The 14,604-nt window shown below is 62.9% G+C and carries 10 protein-coding genes, 1 tRNA gene and 1 pseudogene; 3 read left to right on the forward strand and 9 right to left on the reverse strand.

Translation table 11 applies throughout. The features are described from left to right. Positions 1–184: 184 nt before the first annotated feature. The 5 genes from B047_RS0112570 to B047_RS0112590 form a co-directional block, all read right to left on the reverse strand. Positions 185–1,384 (reverse strand): ABC transporter substrate-binding protein, encoded by a 1,200-nt coding sequence (locus B047_RS0112570; RefSeq protein WP_026234859.1) that lies wholly within the window; start codon positions 1,382–1,384, stop codon positions 185–187. A gap of 48 nt (positions 1,385–1,432) precedes the next feature. After that, the gene (locus tag B047_RS0112575) at positions 1,433–2,509 is read right to left on the reverse strand and encodes a branched-chain amino acid ABC transporter permease (RefSeq protein WP_018467323.1); all 1,077 of its coding nucleotides are present in this window, start codon (positions 2,507–2,509) and stop codon (positions 1,433–1,435) included. Between the two features lie 150 nt (positions 2,510–2,659). Further along, entirely contained in the window at positions 2,660–3,553 is an 894-nt protein-coding gene (locus B047_RS0112580; protein WP_018467324.1) for a branched-chain amino acid ABC transporter permease, read from the reverse strand. 18 nt (positions 3,554–3,571) lie between these two features. After that, positions 3,572–5,527, reverse strand: a complete 1,956-nt coding sequence (locus B047_RS0112585; protein WP_018467325.1) for a long-chain fatty acid--CoA ligase — start codon at positions 5,525–5,527, stop codon at positions 3,572–3,574. A gap of 10 nt (positions 5,528–5,537) precedes the next feature. After that, positions 5,538–6,302 carry an ABC transporter ATP-binding protein gene (locus B047_RS0112590; RefSeq protein ID WP_018467326.1) on the reverse strand — a complete coding sequence of 255 codons (765 nt, stop codon included), beginning with the start codon at positions 6,300–6,302 and terminating at the stop codon, positions 5,538–5,540. A 292-nt stretch (positions 6,303–6,594) separates the two neighbouring features. Here B047_RS0112590 and B047_RS0112595 point away from each other — a divergent pair, with 292 nt between their 5' ends. Beyond that, positions 6,595–7,251, forward strand: a complete 657-nt coding sequence (locus B047_RS0112595) for a GntR family transcriptional regulator (RefSeq protein WP_018467327.1) — start codon at positions 6,595–6,597, stop codon at positions 7,249–7,251. After that, positions 7,248–8,261, forward strand: a complete 1,014-nt coding sequence (locus B047_RS0112600) for a 1-aminocyclopropane-1-carboxylate deaminase (RefSeq protein ID WP_018467328.1) — start codon at positions 7,248–7,250, stop codon at positions 8,259–8,261. The genes B047_RS0112595 and B047_RS0112600 overlap by 4 nt, the downstream gene beginning before the upstream one ends. Before the next feature lie 350 nt (positions 8,262–8,611). Here the strand turns inward: B047_RS0112600 and B047_RS0112605 are convergent. Continuing rightward, positions 8,612–8,687, reverse strand: a tRNA-Lys gene (locus B047_RS0112605). A 99-nt stretch (positions 8,688–8,786) separates the two neighbouring features. On the opposite strand from B047_RS0112605, the gene B047_RS0112610 reads away from it, so the two are divergent. Continuing rightward, positions 8,787–9,047 carry a hypothetical protein gene (locus tag B047_RS0112610; RefSeq protein WP_018467329.1) on the forward strand — a complete coding sequence of 87 codons (261 nt, stop codon included), beginning with the start codon at positions 8,787–8,789 and terminating at the stop codon, positions 9,045–9,047. Between the two features lie 71 nt (positions 9,048–9,118). Here the strand turns inward: B047_RS0112610 and ctaD are convergent, their stop codons facing one another. The 3 genes and pseudogenes from ctaD to B047_RS18625 form a co-directional block, all read right to left on the reverse strand. After that, positions 9,119–11,545: a cytochrome c oxidase subunit I gene (gene ctaD / locus B047_RS0112615; RefSeq protein WP_040779827.1), complete on the reverse strand. Its 2,427-nt coding sequence runs from the start codon at positions 11,543–11,545 to the stop codon at positions 9,119–9,121. A gap of 13 nt (positions 11,546–11,558) precedes the next feature. After that, a complete protein-coding gene (gene coxB / locus B047_RS0112620) occupies positions 11,559–12,593 on the reverse strand; it encodes a cytochrome c oxidase subunit II (protein ID WP_018467331.1) in 1,035 nt (344 codons plus the stop codon). Between the two features lie 96 nt (positions 12,594–12,689). Beyond that, positions 12,690–14,532: pseudogene (locus tag B047_RS18625) on the reverse strand (heme o synthase). Positions 14,533–14,604: the final 72 nt, after the last annotated feature.

Here is a 14,604-nt window from a genome sequence, read left to right on the forward strand (position 1 = left end):
AAAACCAAAACCCAGAGGCTATCTTTTTGAATCCCAGAGCACTCCCTTCGGTCGGGTTAGTTCGTCACCGAATGGTGACGAACTAACCGAATCTGGTATTGCGTCGTGCGCAAGACGCTGGATATAGGGGCGAGCCGGTGGCTCTCCCTCTTCACCACAAACTCGCGGCTATCGGCCATAGCGGCTACTTGCCGTAGTGCACCTTACGGAAGAGGGCAGAGGTGAAGGGCTGGGTGATGGGCACGAACTTGCCGCCCTTGACCTCGAGCACCCGCAACCCCTCGCCGCCGGTCTGCTCGCTCTTGGTGAAGTCGATCTCGGGGCTGTTAGCGGTCTTGACCACAAAGCCGGGGTTGAAGGCGTTGGGGCCGTTCATGCCCACCAAGGCATCGTAGAAGGTGACGTTATCGATTCGGCCAAAGCGCTGGGCCGCGCGCTTCATGGCCTCGACGGCGATGGCGGCAGCCAACAGGCCGGCGGTGTAGTTGTGGCTCTGACCCAGGGTGCCGCGGTTGTTCTTGGCGGCGAGTTCGCGGTGCAACCTCATGCCGGGGGTGTCCTCCTCGAGGGTGTAGTAGCTGCTGGCCCAGAGGTAGCCTTCTGCCGCATCTCCCGCCAGGCGGATGAGATCGTTGCCGCCGGTGTAGATGGCCCCGAGCTGCTTGATCTTCTTGTCCAGGCCAAGCCGCTTGGCATCCTTGAGGATATTAGCCACCGGGCCGGCCACGTTCTGGTGAACGATGTACTCAGCACCCTTCTGCTCGAGGTTGCGCAGCAGGGCCGTGTTATCCAGGCTACCACCGTTCTCCTGCACGTCCACAATGGAGAGGCCCAGCTGGGCCGCCGCTTTGCGGGCATCTTCGACCGGTGCGCGACCAAAGGCACTGGGGTGCACCACCAGCGCCACCTTAGCGCCCTTCTTCTCCCGGGCGATATGCTCCAGCAGCGCTACCACCTGCTCGGAGTAAGAAGAAGTGGGCAAGAAGATGTAAGTGTTGTCGGGCGGGTCGATGAGGCCGATATGGGCCGAGGCAGGAATGGCGGGGAGCTTGACCTCCTGGATAAGCGACTTCAGCGCCAGCATGGCCCCGGTGGCGTAACCCAAGTAGACGGCGGGCTTAGCGCGGTCAAGGGCCTCCTCGAGGATGCGCTGGGCGTTGGGGTTCTGGTACTGGTCGTCGCGCACGATGCAGTTGAGGGTGTAGCCGGGGATGAGCTTCTGCTCGTTGGCGTACTTGCAGTAGTCCTCGATGGCCGCGGCATAAGGACCACCCACGTCGGAGGTAGGGCCGGTGATCGCGCCCGAGTGCACCAGGCTGACGGTCTTTTGCGCTTGAGCCAAGCCCAGCAGGGTGAGTCCGATCAACAACATGCTTCGCTTCATGAAGTTCCTCCCGTTCATTGCAACCGCCAGAGCGGGTTTGCCAAAGCTTTAATACTTGAAGGGCCAGGTGCGGAAATAACTTCGCACCAGCCGCCACCAGTTGTAGAGGCCCCGAGGCTCGAACATCAAAAACAGCACGATCACCAGGCCGAAGGAAAGCGGCAGCAGCGCCGAAGCCACGTCCACGCCGGGGGGAATGACCTGCTGGATGACCTGGTTACCTTTGATCCACTCCGAAAATCGCTCCATCAAAAGCCGCAGGTACTCGATGAAGGCCGGTCCCAGCAGGCTCCCAACCACCGTACCCAGGCCCCCTACGATGGCCATGGCCAGAAAACCCACGCTCTTGGCTAGGGTAAATTCCTCGATCACCACGCTGCGTTGGAAGTAGGCCAGCAGACCACCCGCCACCCCCGCATAAAGAGCTCCCAGGGCGAAAGCCATCAGCTTGGTGCGTCCGGGGTCCATCCCCATGGCGTCGGCAGCCCGGTCGTTGTCGCGCACCGCCACCAGCGCCCGCCCATACTTGCCCCTCAGCAAGTTGCGCCAGGCGATCACCATGAGCACCAGGGTGAAGAGGATGACATAGTACCAGAAGTGATTGTGGTTGCGAAAACCGATCTCATAGCCCAGGAAGTTGCGCATCTCCACCGGGATCGAAGCCCCCTGCGCCAGCGCGGGCATCCGGCCCACCGACCACACGAAGATCTCCTGGAAAGCCAGCGTGGCCAGCGCCAGATACAGGTGCTTGACCCTCAGGCTGGGGATGCCCACGATGGCCCCGAACACCGCGGCCACCGCCGCCCCCAGCGGGATGGTGAGGTAGAAGGGTAGGTAGGGCGCAGCGAGGGCGACGGTGTAGGCCCCCACGCCCATGAAAGCCGCCTGCCCCACGCTGATGAGCCCCGCGTAGCCGGTGGTGATGTTGAGCCCCAGCACCGCGATGGCGTAGATGAGGATGAAGTTGAGGGTGAGCACCTGGGAGCGCTCGAGGAACTGCGGCAGCAGCACCAGAGCCACCAGCAGCACCCCCACCGAGACGATCTCGCGGTAGGTGGCGAAGATGGTGGTGTCTTGCTCGTAGGAGGTGCGGTAGTTGCCGGTCTGGGCCCAGGGGTTACGCATAAACGCCTCCGACGCGTCCAAGGCCCGATGTTGAACACCTGACGGCAGCGCATCGTGGACGGCGCTTAACGAAGGTTGGCAGCCTATAGCTCACAGTCGCCGGTACCGGGCACGCGGCCATCGACCTTGGACATTTAGCGTTCGACATGCTCATACCCGCTCGATCTCCTCGGTTCCAAACAATCCGTGCGGCTTGAACCACAGCACCACCAGCAACACCACGAAGGGGATCACCAGCTCGGTGCCGCCGCCGGGAACGAAGCGGTTGAGGTAGCCCGCCGCCAGGTTCTGCAGCACCCCGATGGTGATGCCCCCCACCACCGCGCCGGGGATGGAGTCCAGGCCGCCCAGGATCACCGCCGGGAACACCGCCAGCCCGATGGCGATGAGGCTGTCCTGGTTGAGACCCGAGACCGTGCCCACCACCATCCCCGCCGAGGCCGCGGTAACGCCCGCCACCGCCCAGGCCAAGGCGAAGACTTTCTCCACCGAAACGCCCACGCTCATCGCAGCCATCTGGTCGTCGGCCACCGCCCGCATGGAGATGCCCAGCGTCGAGCGCTGGAAGAACCAGCCGAACAACAGCAGAAACAGCGCGGTGAAGCCCACGGCCAGCAGTTGGGGGTAGGAAACGGTGATACCCGCCAAGCGGAGCGGCTCCTGAGGGAGAAAAGCCGGGTAGCTGAAGTTACCCGAGCCGAAGGGGGTGAGGTACATCAGCCCGTCGAGCACCGAGGCCAGGCCGATGGTCACCATGATCACCGAGATGATGGGCTGCCCCACCAGCCGCTTGAGGAAGACCCGCTCCACCACGAAACCCAGCAATCCGGTCGCGAGCACCGCCGTCAGCAGCGCCAAGGCGATGGGTAACTTCAGCCAGGCCACCAGCGCATAGGCGACGAAGGCCCCGATGGCGATGAGCTGTCCATGGGCGAAGTTGATTACCCGACTCGACTTGTAGATCAGCACGAAGCCCAGCGCGGCCAGGGCGTAGATCGAGCCCACCGCGATGCCGGAGATGAGGAACTGAAAGAAGTCGCTCACGCCACCCTCCGAAAGCGCTCAACGGACCGCATAGCCACCCACCACCTCGGCTCGAGCGGTGGCCTCGAGCACCCTCACCTCGGTCGCCACCTTCTGCACCGAACCGTCCTGGTACTTGAATTCGGTCTCCACCCGTACCGTCTGGGCCCCGCCGTAGAGCGCGTCCACGAGGGGTTGATAGCGTTGCATGATGAACTTGCGTCGCACCTTGCCGGTGCGCGTGAGCTCGTCGTCGTCGGCGTCGAGCAGCTTGTACAAGAGCACGAAGCGGCAGATGCGCAGATGCTCGGGCAGGCTCTCATTAACCGAACGCACCTCCTTGCCGATGAGCTCGGCCACCTCGGGCTTTTGCGAGAGGTCGAGGTAGGTGGTGTAGGCGATGCCCCGGTCCTCGGCCCACTTGCCCACGGTCTGGGGATCGACGTTGATGAAGGCGGTGATGAAGGGTTTCTGGTCGCCGAAGACCACCGCCTCCTTGACGAAAGGCGAGAACTTGAGCTTGTTCTCGATGAACTGGGGGCTGAACATCTGCCCACCCGCGGTGTGCATCACGTCGGAAACCCGGTCTATGACCACCAAATGCCCGCGCTCAGTGAGGTAACCCGCGTCACCGGTGTGCAGCCACCCCCCCTCGAAGGTCTTGGCGGTGTCTTCGGGGCGCTCCCAGTAGCCCGCCACCACCGCGTCGGACTTGCACAAGATCTCGCCCGAGTCGCTGATTCGGACCTCGCCGCCGGGGATGGGCACCCCCACGGTGTCGGCGCGCACGTCGCCATCGCGGTGCACGAAGGCGATGCCGATGATCTCGGTCTGGCCATAGATCTGCTTGAGGTTGACCCCGATGGCGTGGTAGAAGCGGAAGACGTCCGGTCCCAACGCCGCCCCGCCGGTATAGGCTCGGCGCAGGCGCAGGAAACCGAGCTGATCGCGCAGGGGCCGGAACATGAGCTGCTCGGCCAGCCAATAGCCAACGCGCAGGCCCAGCGGCATCGGCTTGCCGCTCATGCGGTAGTCGGCGGCCTTCATCCCGATAGCCAGCATGCGTTCGTACATCCAGCGGTTGAAGGCGTAGGTCTCGGAGATGCGCACCCAGATGTTGCTCTGGATGCCCTCCCACACCCGGGGGGGGCTGAACATCACGTGCGGCCCGACCTCCTTGAGGTCGGCCATGGCGGTGTCCACCGACTCGGGGAAGTTGACGGTGAAGCCCCCGGCCAGGGCCATTCCCACCGACATCATCTGCTCGCCGATCCATGCGAAGGGCAAAAAGGAGAGGTAGTCGTCGGTGGGCTTCAAGGGGTCGATGCTCTGCAGCGAGACGCCCATGTGGATGAGGTTTCGGTGCATGAGCATGGCCGCCTTGGGCCGCCCCGTAGTGCCCGAGGTCAGCGAGAGGTGGCATACGTCGTCGGGCTTGCCCTGGTCGATGAGTTCGTCGAGGAGGCCGGGTTGCTTCTGCTCGGCGGCTTCGCCCAGCCGCAACACCTCCTCGAAACTCACCAGCCAAGCGTCGCCGCGGTAGGCCCGCATCCCGCGGGGGTCCTCGTAGATGACCTTGCGCACGCTGGGGATCTCGTTGCGGATCTCCAACAGCTTATCGACCTGCTCCTGGTTCTCGGCCACCACCACGGCGGCACCGGTGTAGGAGAGCACGTAGGCGATCTCGGGGGGCAGCGAGGATTGGTAGACCCCCACCGAGATGCCCCCCACGGCCTGGGTTCCCAGCTCGGCGTAGAGCCACTCGGGGATGTTGTCGGCCAGGATCGCCAGGCGCTCGCCGCGCTGGAAACCGAGCTCGAGCAGCCCGTAGGCGAAGTGTCGGACCCGGGCGTAGTACTCGCCATAGGTCACCTCGTTCCAGATGCCGAATTCCTTCTCCCGCAAGGCTACCCGCTCCCGCTCATGCTTGGCCCGCAGCCGCAGCAGTTGGGGCAAGGTGTACTTCTTGAGTTCGGGGGTGGGTTGGATGATCATGATCGCACCTCTAGGGAATCTCCACGCCCACGTAGGCCTCCTGCACGCGGGGGTTGCTCGAGACCTCCTCCGGCGAACCCTGGGCGATGACCTGCCCGAAGTCGAGCACGTAGACCCGGTCGGAGATGTCCATCACCACGCCTAGGTCGTGCTCGATGAGGATGATGGTGGTGCCCCGCTCGGCGCGGATGTCGAGGATGTAGCGCACCATGTCCTCCTTCTCCTCCAGCGTCATGCCCGCCATGGGCTCGTCGAGGAGGAGCAACTTGGGCGAGAGTGACAATGCGCGGGCCACCTCCACCCGCTTACGCACGCCATAGGGCAGGTCGCCCACCAGCACCTTGCGGTAGGGCTCGAGGTCCATGAAGTCGATGACCTCCTCCACGACGCGCCGGTTGGCGACGCCCACCCTCATGGCCGGGCCGTAGACCAGCACCGCCTCGAGGAGGTTGTACTTCGAGAAGGTGTGACGGGCCAGGAGCAAGTTCTCCAACACCGTAAGCCCGTTGAACAGCTCGATGTTCTGGAACGCGCGGGCGATGCCGTACTGGGTGACCTGGTGGGGTGAGGCCCGCGTGAGGTCGTGACCCTCGAAGCTGATGCGCCCTGAGGAGGGGTGGTAGAAGCCGGATATGCAGTTGAGCAGGCTGGTCTTCCCCGCCCCGTTGGGGCCGATGATCGAGACCAGTTCGCCCTGGACGACCTCGAGCGAGACCTCACTCAGCGCCCGCAAACCGCCAAAGGCCAAACTCACTTTGTCCACCAAAAGCTGCACCTTCCGCGCCTCCCTCTGCCTGTGCTGGATAAGATTTGTGCGGGAGTATACCCAGCCCTCTTTCTCATGTCAACGTTTTTGATCATTGGTGTATAAAAAACGTCATGGATTGGCGCCATGCCCTCTCTGGTGCTTTGTCCCCTACAATACAACCTCCCGTGCGCAGCCAGACAACCGGCAGCGCTCGGTCATGGAGGGGTTGAGAAGCCGATCGCGCGCCGGTACCGAGCTTTGGTCGCGGGCACAGATTCCGTGGGTTGACTAAATTGGATCCACTGGATACATTTTGATCATGGCCACCAACCCCAGCAGGCCACCCGCCACCTCGCCCGATCGGGTTGCCCAGCAGCTGCGCGAGCGCATTCTGGGAGGCCAGTACCCCGGCGGCACGACCTTGCGCCAGGAAGAGCTGGCCGAGGAGATGGGCGTGAGCCGGATGCCCGTGCGTGAGGCCCTGCGACAACTGGCAGCGGAAGGGCTGCTGGTCCTCCAGCCGCATCGGGGGGCGGTGGTGGCCGAGCTTTCGATAGCGGAGCTCGAGGAAATCTACGAGATGCGCGCGGTGCTAGAGCCCCTGGCCTTGCGCTTGGCCATCCCCAGGCTCGGCAAGGGCCAGCTAGGCGAAGCCGAGGATGCCCTGGACGAAGCCGGACGCGAGCACGACGGGCAGCGCCTGAGCGAACTCAACTGGAAGTTCCACGCCGCCCTGTACCGGCCCGCAAACCGCCCCCGCCTGCTTTCTACCATCGAGTTGCTTCACCTCAACGCAGATCGCTACATGCGGATGATCCTCACGGTGGTACACCACCGTGAGCAATCCGACCGCGAGCACCGCGCTCTGCTCGAGGCCTGCCGAAGGCAGGAGGTTGAACAAGCTTCCAGTCTACTCAAGCGGCACATCATCGAAGCCGGGCAACGCCTGGTGCAGTTTTTGAAGGAGAAGCCATGAAGTTGGAGAAGTTTCCCCGCTATCCGCTGATGTTTGGCCCCTCACCAATCCATCCCCTCAAAAGGCTCTCCGAGCACCTGGGGGTAGAAATTTGGGCCAAGCGCGAAGACTGCAACAGCGGGCTGGCCTTCGGCGGCAATAAAGTGCGCAAGCTGGAGTACCTGATCCCCGACGCCCTGGCTCAAGGCTGCGATACCCTGGTCTCCATCGGCGGGGTGCAGTCCAACCACACCCGCCAGGTAGCCGCGGTAGCCGCCCATCTGGGCCTCAAAGCCCTGCTGGTGCAGGAGCACTGGGTCAACTACGAAGACCCTATCTACGACCAAGTAGGCAACATCCTCCTCTCACGCATCCTGGGCGCTGAGGTCGAGCTCAGCCCGGCAGGCTTCAGTATTGGCCTGCGTGAAAGCTGGCAGCGGGCCCTGGATAAGGTGCGGCAGCGCGGGGGCAAGCCCTACGCGATCCCCGCCGGAGCCTCCGATCACCCGCTCGGTGGGCTGGGCTTCGCCCGCTTCGCCGAGGAAGTCGCGCAACAGGAGAGGGAGCTGGGCGTCTTCTTCGACTACATCATCGTCTGCTCGGTGACTGGCAGCACTCAAGCCGGAATGATCGTGGGTTTTGCCGCTCAGGACAGGCCGCGCAAGGTGCTGGGAATCGATGCCTCGGCCAAGCCCGCCGAGACCCGCGCTGCGGTGCACAAGATCGCCCGCTTCACCGCCGAGGCGGTCGAGCTGGGGCGCGAAATCCTCGATGAGGATGTGACCCTGGTGGAAGATTACGCAGGACCGGAGTACGGCCTACCCAACCAAGGGACCCTCGAGGCCATCCGGCTAGCGGCCCGTCTGGAGGGCATGATCACCGACGTGGTCTACGAGGGCAAGTCCATGCACGCGCTCATCGACATGGCCCGCAAGGGCATGTTCGAAAAGGGCTCTCGCGTGCTCTACGTGCACTTGGGCGGGGCCCCAGCGATGAACGCTTACGCCGGCCTATACCGACCCGGCGCATAGGCTAACCAAAGGGTTTGATGTAGCCGGACTCAATCCCCTAGCCTGTGCCTCGAGTAGAAACAGGCTCGACCACTTCACTAGGGTCGTACCGGGTTCAACCTGTTGACCTTTAGCGGCAATTGATTTCGACATCTAGCCTTTCCGCCTTCTGGGGAACCATTCCTAGACGTAAAATCTGCGAACCACTAATACCGGAAAAGGATAATTCAGAGGCTATTCCCTGACGGCCGACCGCCCCGCCAAAGCGGGGCGGTGTTCGCGAGAACAAACTGACCGAATCTGGTATAAGACCCTCGCAAAGCCCAATACAAAAGCGCCAGACAGCGCAAAAACACCGTCTGGCGGCTCCTTGGTGGGTCCAGAGGGATTCGAACCCGCGACCTACCGATTAAAAGTCGGTTGCTCTACCAGCTGAGCTATGGACCCACAAAACCCAGCACCGAGGATTATAGGCAATCGGCGCAGGGCTGTCTACAGGCGGGTGGCTCAATGAGCGTGATGAAAAGAGGCACTAAGGAGCTCGCAATGGGAGGCTTAGAAGTCATCCAGGGCCTGATCCTCGTAGCCGCCGAGGCCCAGGCCACCCCGGACCCTGCCGCAACCCGCGCCGTCAGGAGCGTGGTGGGGGTGGTGAGCATCCTGGCCGGGGCCACCGTGGGGGTCTTGCTCGGCGCAGCCCTGCACGACGTGGGTGCAGCCAGGGGAGTGCTCATCGGCATGGCAGGCGGGGCGCTGGGCGGCCTGCTGAGCGGTGTGCTGAGCACCACGGGTGAAGCCACGGCCTGAGGCGTTTCGCGTACGACCTACGACAAGCCCTCCACCGCTAGCGGTGGAGGGCTAGGGCTTTGAGAGGGAGTTCACCAAATGTAGAAGATGCTCACGATAAACAGCCACACCGCGTCCACGAGGTGCCAGTACATGCTGGCGCCCTCGAGGGTACCGTGGTTGTGGTCGTCGAGCTTGTTCTGGATGGCCTGGTAGTAGGCCAGCGCCAGGCCGGTGCCCCCGATCACCACGTGAGCGCCGTGCAGACCCACGATGATAAAGAACATGGTCGCCCACAATTGCTCGGCGGGGTTGACGTGGCTCCGGAAAACCGCGAACTCATAGGTCTGGAAGAGGAAGAACACCGTGCCCAGGAGGATGCTGATCAGAAGACCGAAGCGCAGCGGCGACATCTTGTGGCTACGCAGGTCGTGGTGGGCGTAGTGCACCGTGAAAGAGCTCGCTACCAGGAAGAAGGTGTTGAGCAGCGCCAGCCAGATGGCCGGGCGCTCCTCGGGCGGCTGGGCGGCCCCAGACAGGCGCAGGTAGAGGTAGCCCGCGATGAGGATGCCGAAGAGCGCGATTTCCGAGACGATGAACCAAGCCATCCCCACCCAGGCGTTGGACTTGTTGGTGACGGTGTGGTGTTCGACCGGAACGTCGTACTCCAGCCTCCCCGCCCAGCGGAAGAGGCTGTAGATGAAGGTGATCAGGCCCACCGCGAGCCAGCCCTGCCAGCCGGCCACGCCAGGGAGACCGCTGGGATGAGCATTGGGGCTGATGGCTATGCCCACGCCCATGATCAGCAAACCCAACGCGGTCATGAAGGGCCAGACTGTGGGTGCAGGCAGGTGGATGTCCCTGACGTCGACGGGGGTGGTCTCGAGGCCCTCCTTCTTCCAGTCGTACAGAGGCCGCTCAGAGGGGAAGAAGCGGGGGAAGCTTACGGCGAAGTTGTACGCGGGTGGTGGGGAGGAGGTGGCCCACTCGAGGGTGAAGCCCTCCCAGGGGTTATCGCTGGCCTTCTGGTTACGGCGGAAGCTGTCGATGACCCCAACCAGCCAGGCAATCCCACCCAGCGCCAGGGTGATGGCCCCGATGGTCGAGATGAAGTTCAGCTCATTCCACAGGTAGTTGCCATCAGGGTAGGTGTAGTAGCGACGGGGCATCCCCAGAAAACCTAGCACGTACTGGGGCAAAAAGGTCAGCAGGTAGCCCACGAGGAACAGCCAAAAGTGCAGCTTACCCCACCGCTCGCTGTACATGCGTCCGGTGATCTTGGGCCACCAGTAGTAAAGCCCGGCGAAGGCCAGGAAGCCCGAACCCGCCATCAGTACGTTGTGGAAGTGGGCTACTACAAAGTAGGTGTCGTGCACGGAGTAGTCGAAGGGTACCACCGCCAGCATCACCCCGGTGATCCCCCCCAGCAGGAAGTTGAAGAGGAAGCCCAGCACAAACAGCAGTGGGGTCCTCATGTCCAGGTGGCCCCGCCACAGCGTACCCAGCAGGCTGAAGATCTTCACGCCCGTGGGGACGGCCACCAGTGCGGTGAAGAACACGAATACGAGCTGGAACAGCAGGCTCTCGCCTACCGTGAACATGTGGTGCGCCCACACCAAAAAGCCCACCACCGCGATACCAAGCTGGGCGAAGACCATGAAGCGGTAGCCGAAGACCGGCTTGCGGGCAAAAGTAGAAGCCACCTCAGCGGCGATACCCAGGTAGGGCAACAGCATGATGTACACCGCCGGGTGCGAGTAGAACCAGAAAAACTGCTGGAACAGCACCGGGTCGCCACCGATGGCGGCGTTGAAGGGGCTGAACCCCAGCTTACGGTCGATGAAGACCAGCAGGCTGGCAGCGGTGATCCCGGCCAGGGCGAACAGCGACAACAGCGAGGTGGCGAAGATGCTCCAGACGAAAATAGGCATCTTCCACAGGCTCATGCCCTTGGCCCGCAGGTTATATACGGTCGCGGCGAAGTTGGCCGAGCCCAGCAGTGAGGAGACGCCCAGCAGCAACACGCCCAGCATGAAGAAGTCAACGCCGTGACCAAGGCGGGTGGAGGAGAAGGGCCAGTAGAAGGTCCAGCCAACGTCAGGGGCGCCCCCGAAGAACAGCGAGGTGTAAATCAGGAGGCCGGAAAACAAAAACAGCCAAGCTGCGAAGGCGTTGATGCGTGGCAAGGCCACGTCGCGCTCTCCCAGCATCAAAGGCACCATGAAGTTGCCAAAGCCGGAAAGCCCTGCGGGGATGATGAAGAAGAAGAGCATCGTGGCCCCGTGCAAGGTGAGCACTTGGTTGTAGGTGTCGCCCACCAAGAAGTGCTTGTCGGGACCAGCCAGCTGCCAGCGGATGGCCACCGCCATCAGACCAGCCAGGCCAAACATCACGAAGGAGGTAACCAGGTAGATCAGACCCACCTTCTTGTGGTCGCTGGTGGTCATCAGGTCCCAGATCAGGGCCAGCGTCCTGGGGAGGCCACCGGGTCTTGAGGGAGTAGGTGCTTGAACTGCCATCTAAGCGTTCCTCCTAAAACTGGGGCAGGTCCTGGAAGTCCAGGCCCTCGATCCTGAGGCTTTTGATGTAGGCCGCGATTGCCCTGGCGTCGGCATCGGAGAGCTGAGGAAAGGCAGGCATTTTGGAGCCAGGTTTGACGCCAGGGGAGTTCTTGATCCAGGGGATGAGGTAGGCGTCGGTGTTGGCCCACAGCCCACTCCCCACCGTAGTGCGGTTGCCGAAGTAGCTCAGGTCGGGGCCGATGACCCCCTGAGCCGCGGTGCCCTTGACCGCGTGACAGGCCGCGCAATTTTGCTGGAATAAACTCTGTCCCTGCCTGGCCAAAGCCTCCTGGGGCTCAGGAGCCCGATAGCTTTGGGCTTCCCGCACGAAACGGTCGAAGGTCTCCTGCGAGACCACGATCACCCTAAAGCGCATGTTGGCGTGGCTGGCCCCGCACAGCTCAGCACACTGGCCGTAGTAGATGCCCTCCTTCTCCGGGGTGAAGTGCAAGCGGGTGGTCACGCCAGGAATGGCGTCTTGTTTACCCACCAAGCTGGCCGGCCACCAAGAGTGGATTACGTCTTTTGAGGTGATCTCCACGATGACCGGCTTGCCCACCGGCAAGATGAGTTCGTTGGAGTTACGGATGCCCAGGCCCTCATACTCATAGTCCCACCAGAACTGATACCCCGTGACCTTCACGGTCATGGCCCCGGCGGGCAGCTTAGCGTTTGCGATCATGCTCTGGGCAGTGAGGCCGAAGATGATGACGATGATGAGGGTGGGAATGACGGTCCAGAGGATCTCGAGGCGGTCGTTCCCGTGGAACTGCGGCGGCTCGCCCTGCTCATTACCCCGCTTGCGGAACTTGAGCACGGTATAGGTCAAAGCCCCCGTGACTACGGCGAATATCAGCACAGCAAAGACCATAACCCACACCAGCAGCCGGCCCACCTCGCGGTTGTACGCGGTCGAGGGATCCAGGATACTGACGACTCGGGTGTCCTGTCCCAGGGCGAGGCCCAGCAACAACGTCACCCACAAGACGATACTTCCTCGCAGCATTGCTCCTCCTAGGGGGTGATTATTCCGTACATTACCTCGATTGGGCTAGTGCCCGGCCCACCTGGGCCGCAGTCACGCCACAAACAAAGAGCCAGTTTACATCCATAGCGCACGGTCTACCGCCATCGCCGCAAACACCAGGGCCAGGTAGAGCATGGAGTACTTGTACAACCTAACCGCTCTGGGTCGCTCGGGGGCGCGGTACAGCTCCCAGCTATACTTCAGCAGCCAGGCATTCAGGAGCAGGCTGCTCAGCAAGTAAAACCCGCGCAGCTGTCCAAAAAACGGTGGCAGCAGGGAAATCAGCACGGTGAGGATCGCGTACAGGCCAATCTGGATCGCCGTAGCCCTCTCCCCCATCACCACCGGAAGCATGGGAACGCCCACCGCACGGTAGTCCTCCTTGATCATCAAGGCCAGCGCCCAGAAGTGCACCGGGGTCCAGTAGAAGATCAGGGCGAACAGCAGCCAGGGCAACCACCCCAGCTCACCCGTCACCGCCACCCATCCCACCAGCGGCGGGAAAGCCCCAGCAGCCCCGCCGATGACGATGTTGCTCCAGAAGCGGCGTTTCATGTAGAGGGTGTAGACCAGCACGTACCAGGCAAGGCCAGCCATCGACAGCAGCGCCGCCGGCAGGTTGGCGCCCAGCCACAGGATCAAGAAAGCCCCGATCATCAGCAGCACGGCGAAGAACAGGGCCTCGCGGGTTCCGATGGCCTGGGTCACGGTAGGGCGCCTGGCGGTGCGCTTCATGCGGGCGTCGATATCGCGGTCGACGACCATGTTGAACACGTTGGCCGAGGCTGCCGACATGTAGCCACCCACGAACACCGTCGCGAACAACCCCAGCCCCGGCCAGCCACCCGCGGCGATGAACATCGCCATGATCGCGGTAAACAGCAGGAGGCTGATCACCCTAGGCTTGGTGAGCCAAAAGTAGTCGCGCCAGGTGGCAGTGAGGGGTTTGTTCAGGGACGAAGATCGCACCATATCAGCCTACCTCACCCAGGGGGGTTCGTGAGGACTGGGGCTCGAGGGAGAGGGTCGCCACCGTAAAGAGCAGGAAGCTAATCCAGACCAGGTCGGAAAGCAGCAAGTGGGGCAACTGGGTGTAGAGCGCCGCCGCAGCCTTGACGTTGAGATAACCCATGGCCAGTTGGGCCAAAAAGAGCATCCCAAGTAGCCTCGACAGCCGCCTTGTCTGCCCGCTGGGGCGCGCAGCAGCCACCACGCCCACCACCACCACCGCATACAGGCTGACCACGATGGCGATGAAGGGGTGATACAGCCGCAGGTACACCAGGAAGTTCTCCCCTGGCGTGCGGCTTTGGGCGATAGCCTCGGCGGTGTCGCGCACCGGGAACAGGGCATCGCCTAGCGAGGTCAGGGCTCCCGAAGCCGCTACCAGCACCAGGCCCAACAGACCTACCCCCAACGCCAACCCCACACTTCCCTGCCCGCGCCACACCAGGGGCTGGGGACGGCTGGACCACCAGGCCGTCAGGGCCAGCGAGCCCACCAGAAAGAGCGTGTTGACCAAGTGGATGGGAGCGATCACCGCTCGAGCCAAGCTGGCGTCGGTACCCACCCAGCGGAAGAGTACCAACGCTGCCCCTACCAGGCTCTCGAGCACCATGAAAAGCATGGCCAGCCCGGCCCCTCGGCGCACCAGATGTCCCTTAGGAAAGGCCCGCCACGACCACAGCAGCAAACCCAAGGTCAGCAGCAGCGACAGGCCGCTGGTGGCACGATGGAAGAACTCGATGAAGGTAGCCAGGCCCGGGCTGGTGGGGATGGGCTCGCCGTTACAGGTAGGCCAGTGCGCTCCGCAACCATCGCCAGAACCCGTGGCCTGCACCACGTCGCCCCACACGATGACCAGCAGGGTAAAAGCCAGGGTCAGCCAGGCATAGAGGGTGAATCGGCGCAACATCATGACAAAAGGCCCTCCTCAATGGGAGTCGAGCCATTTTTGTCCTCCGGGGCCGGGACGATTGTCCCATCCGAG

The organism is Calidithermus timidus DSM 17022, from assembly GCF_000373205.1.
GTDB lineage: Bacteria > Deinococcota > Deinococci > Deinococcales > Thermaceae > Calidithermus > Calidithermus timidus.

Excerpts from the sequence above, each read along its gene's own strand:
- B047_RS0112610 (WP_018467329.1), top strand. The coding sequence starts at position 8,787 with ATGGGAGGCTTAGAAGTCATCCAGGGCCTGATCCTCGTAGCCGCCGAG.
- ctaD (WP_040779827.1), bottom strand. The coding sequence starts at position 11,545 with ATGGCAGTTCAAGCACCTACTCCCTCAAGACCCGGTGGCCTCCCCAGG.
- coxB (WP_018467331.1), bottom strand. The coding sequence starts at position 12,593 with ATGCTGCGAGGAAGTATCGTCTTGTGGGTGACGTTGTTGCTGGGCCTC.
- B047_RS0112585 (WP_018467325.1), bottom strand. The coding sequence starts at position 5,527 with ATGATCATCCAACCCACCCCCGAACTCAAGAAGTACACCTTGCCCCAA.
- B047_RS0112570 (WP_026234859.1), bottom strand. The coding sequence starts at position 1,384 with ATGAAGCGAAGCATGTTGTTGATCGGACTCACCCTGCTGGGCTTGGCT.
- B047_RS0112595 (WP_018467327.1), top strand. The coding sequence starts at position 6,595 with ATGGCCACCAACCCCAGCAGGCCACCCGCCACCTCGCCCGATCGGGTT.
- B047_RS0112575 (WP_018467323.1), bottom strand. The coding sequence starts at position 2,509 with ATGCGTAACCCCTGGGCCCAGACCGGCAACTACCGCACCTCCTACGAG.
- B047_RS0112600 (WP_018467328.1), top strand. The coding sequence starts at position 7,248 with ATGAAGTTGGAGAAGTTTCCCCGCTATCCGCTGATGTTTGGCCCCTCA.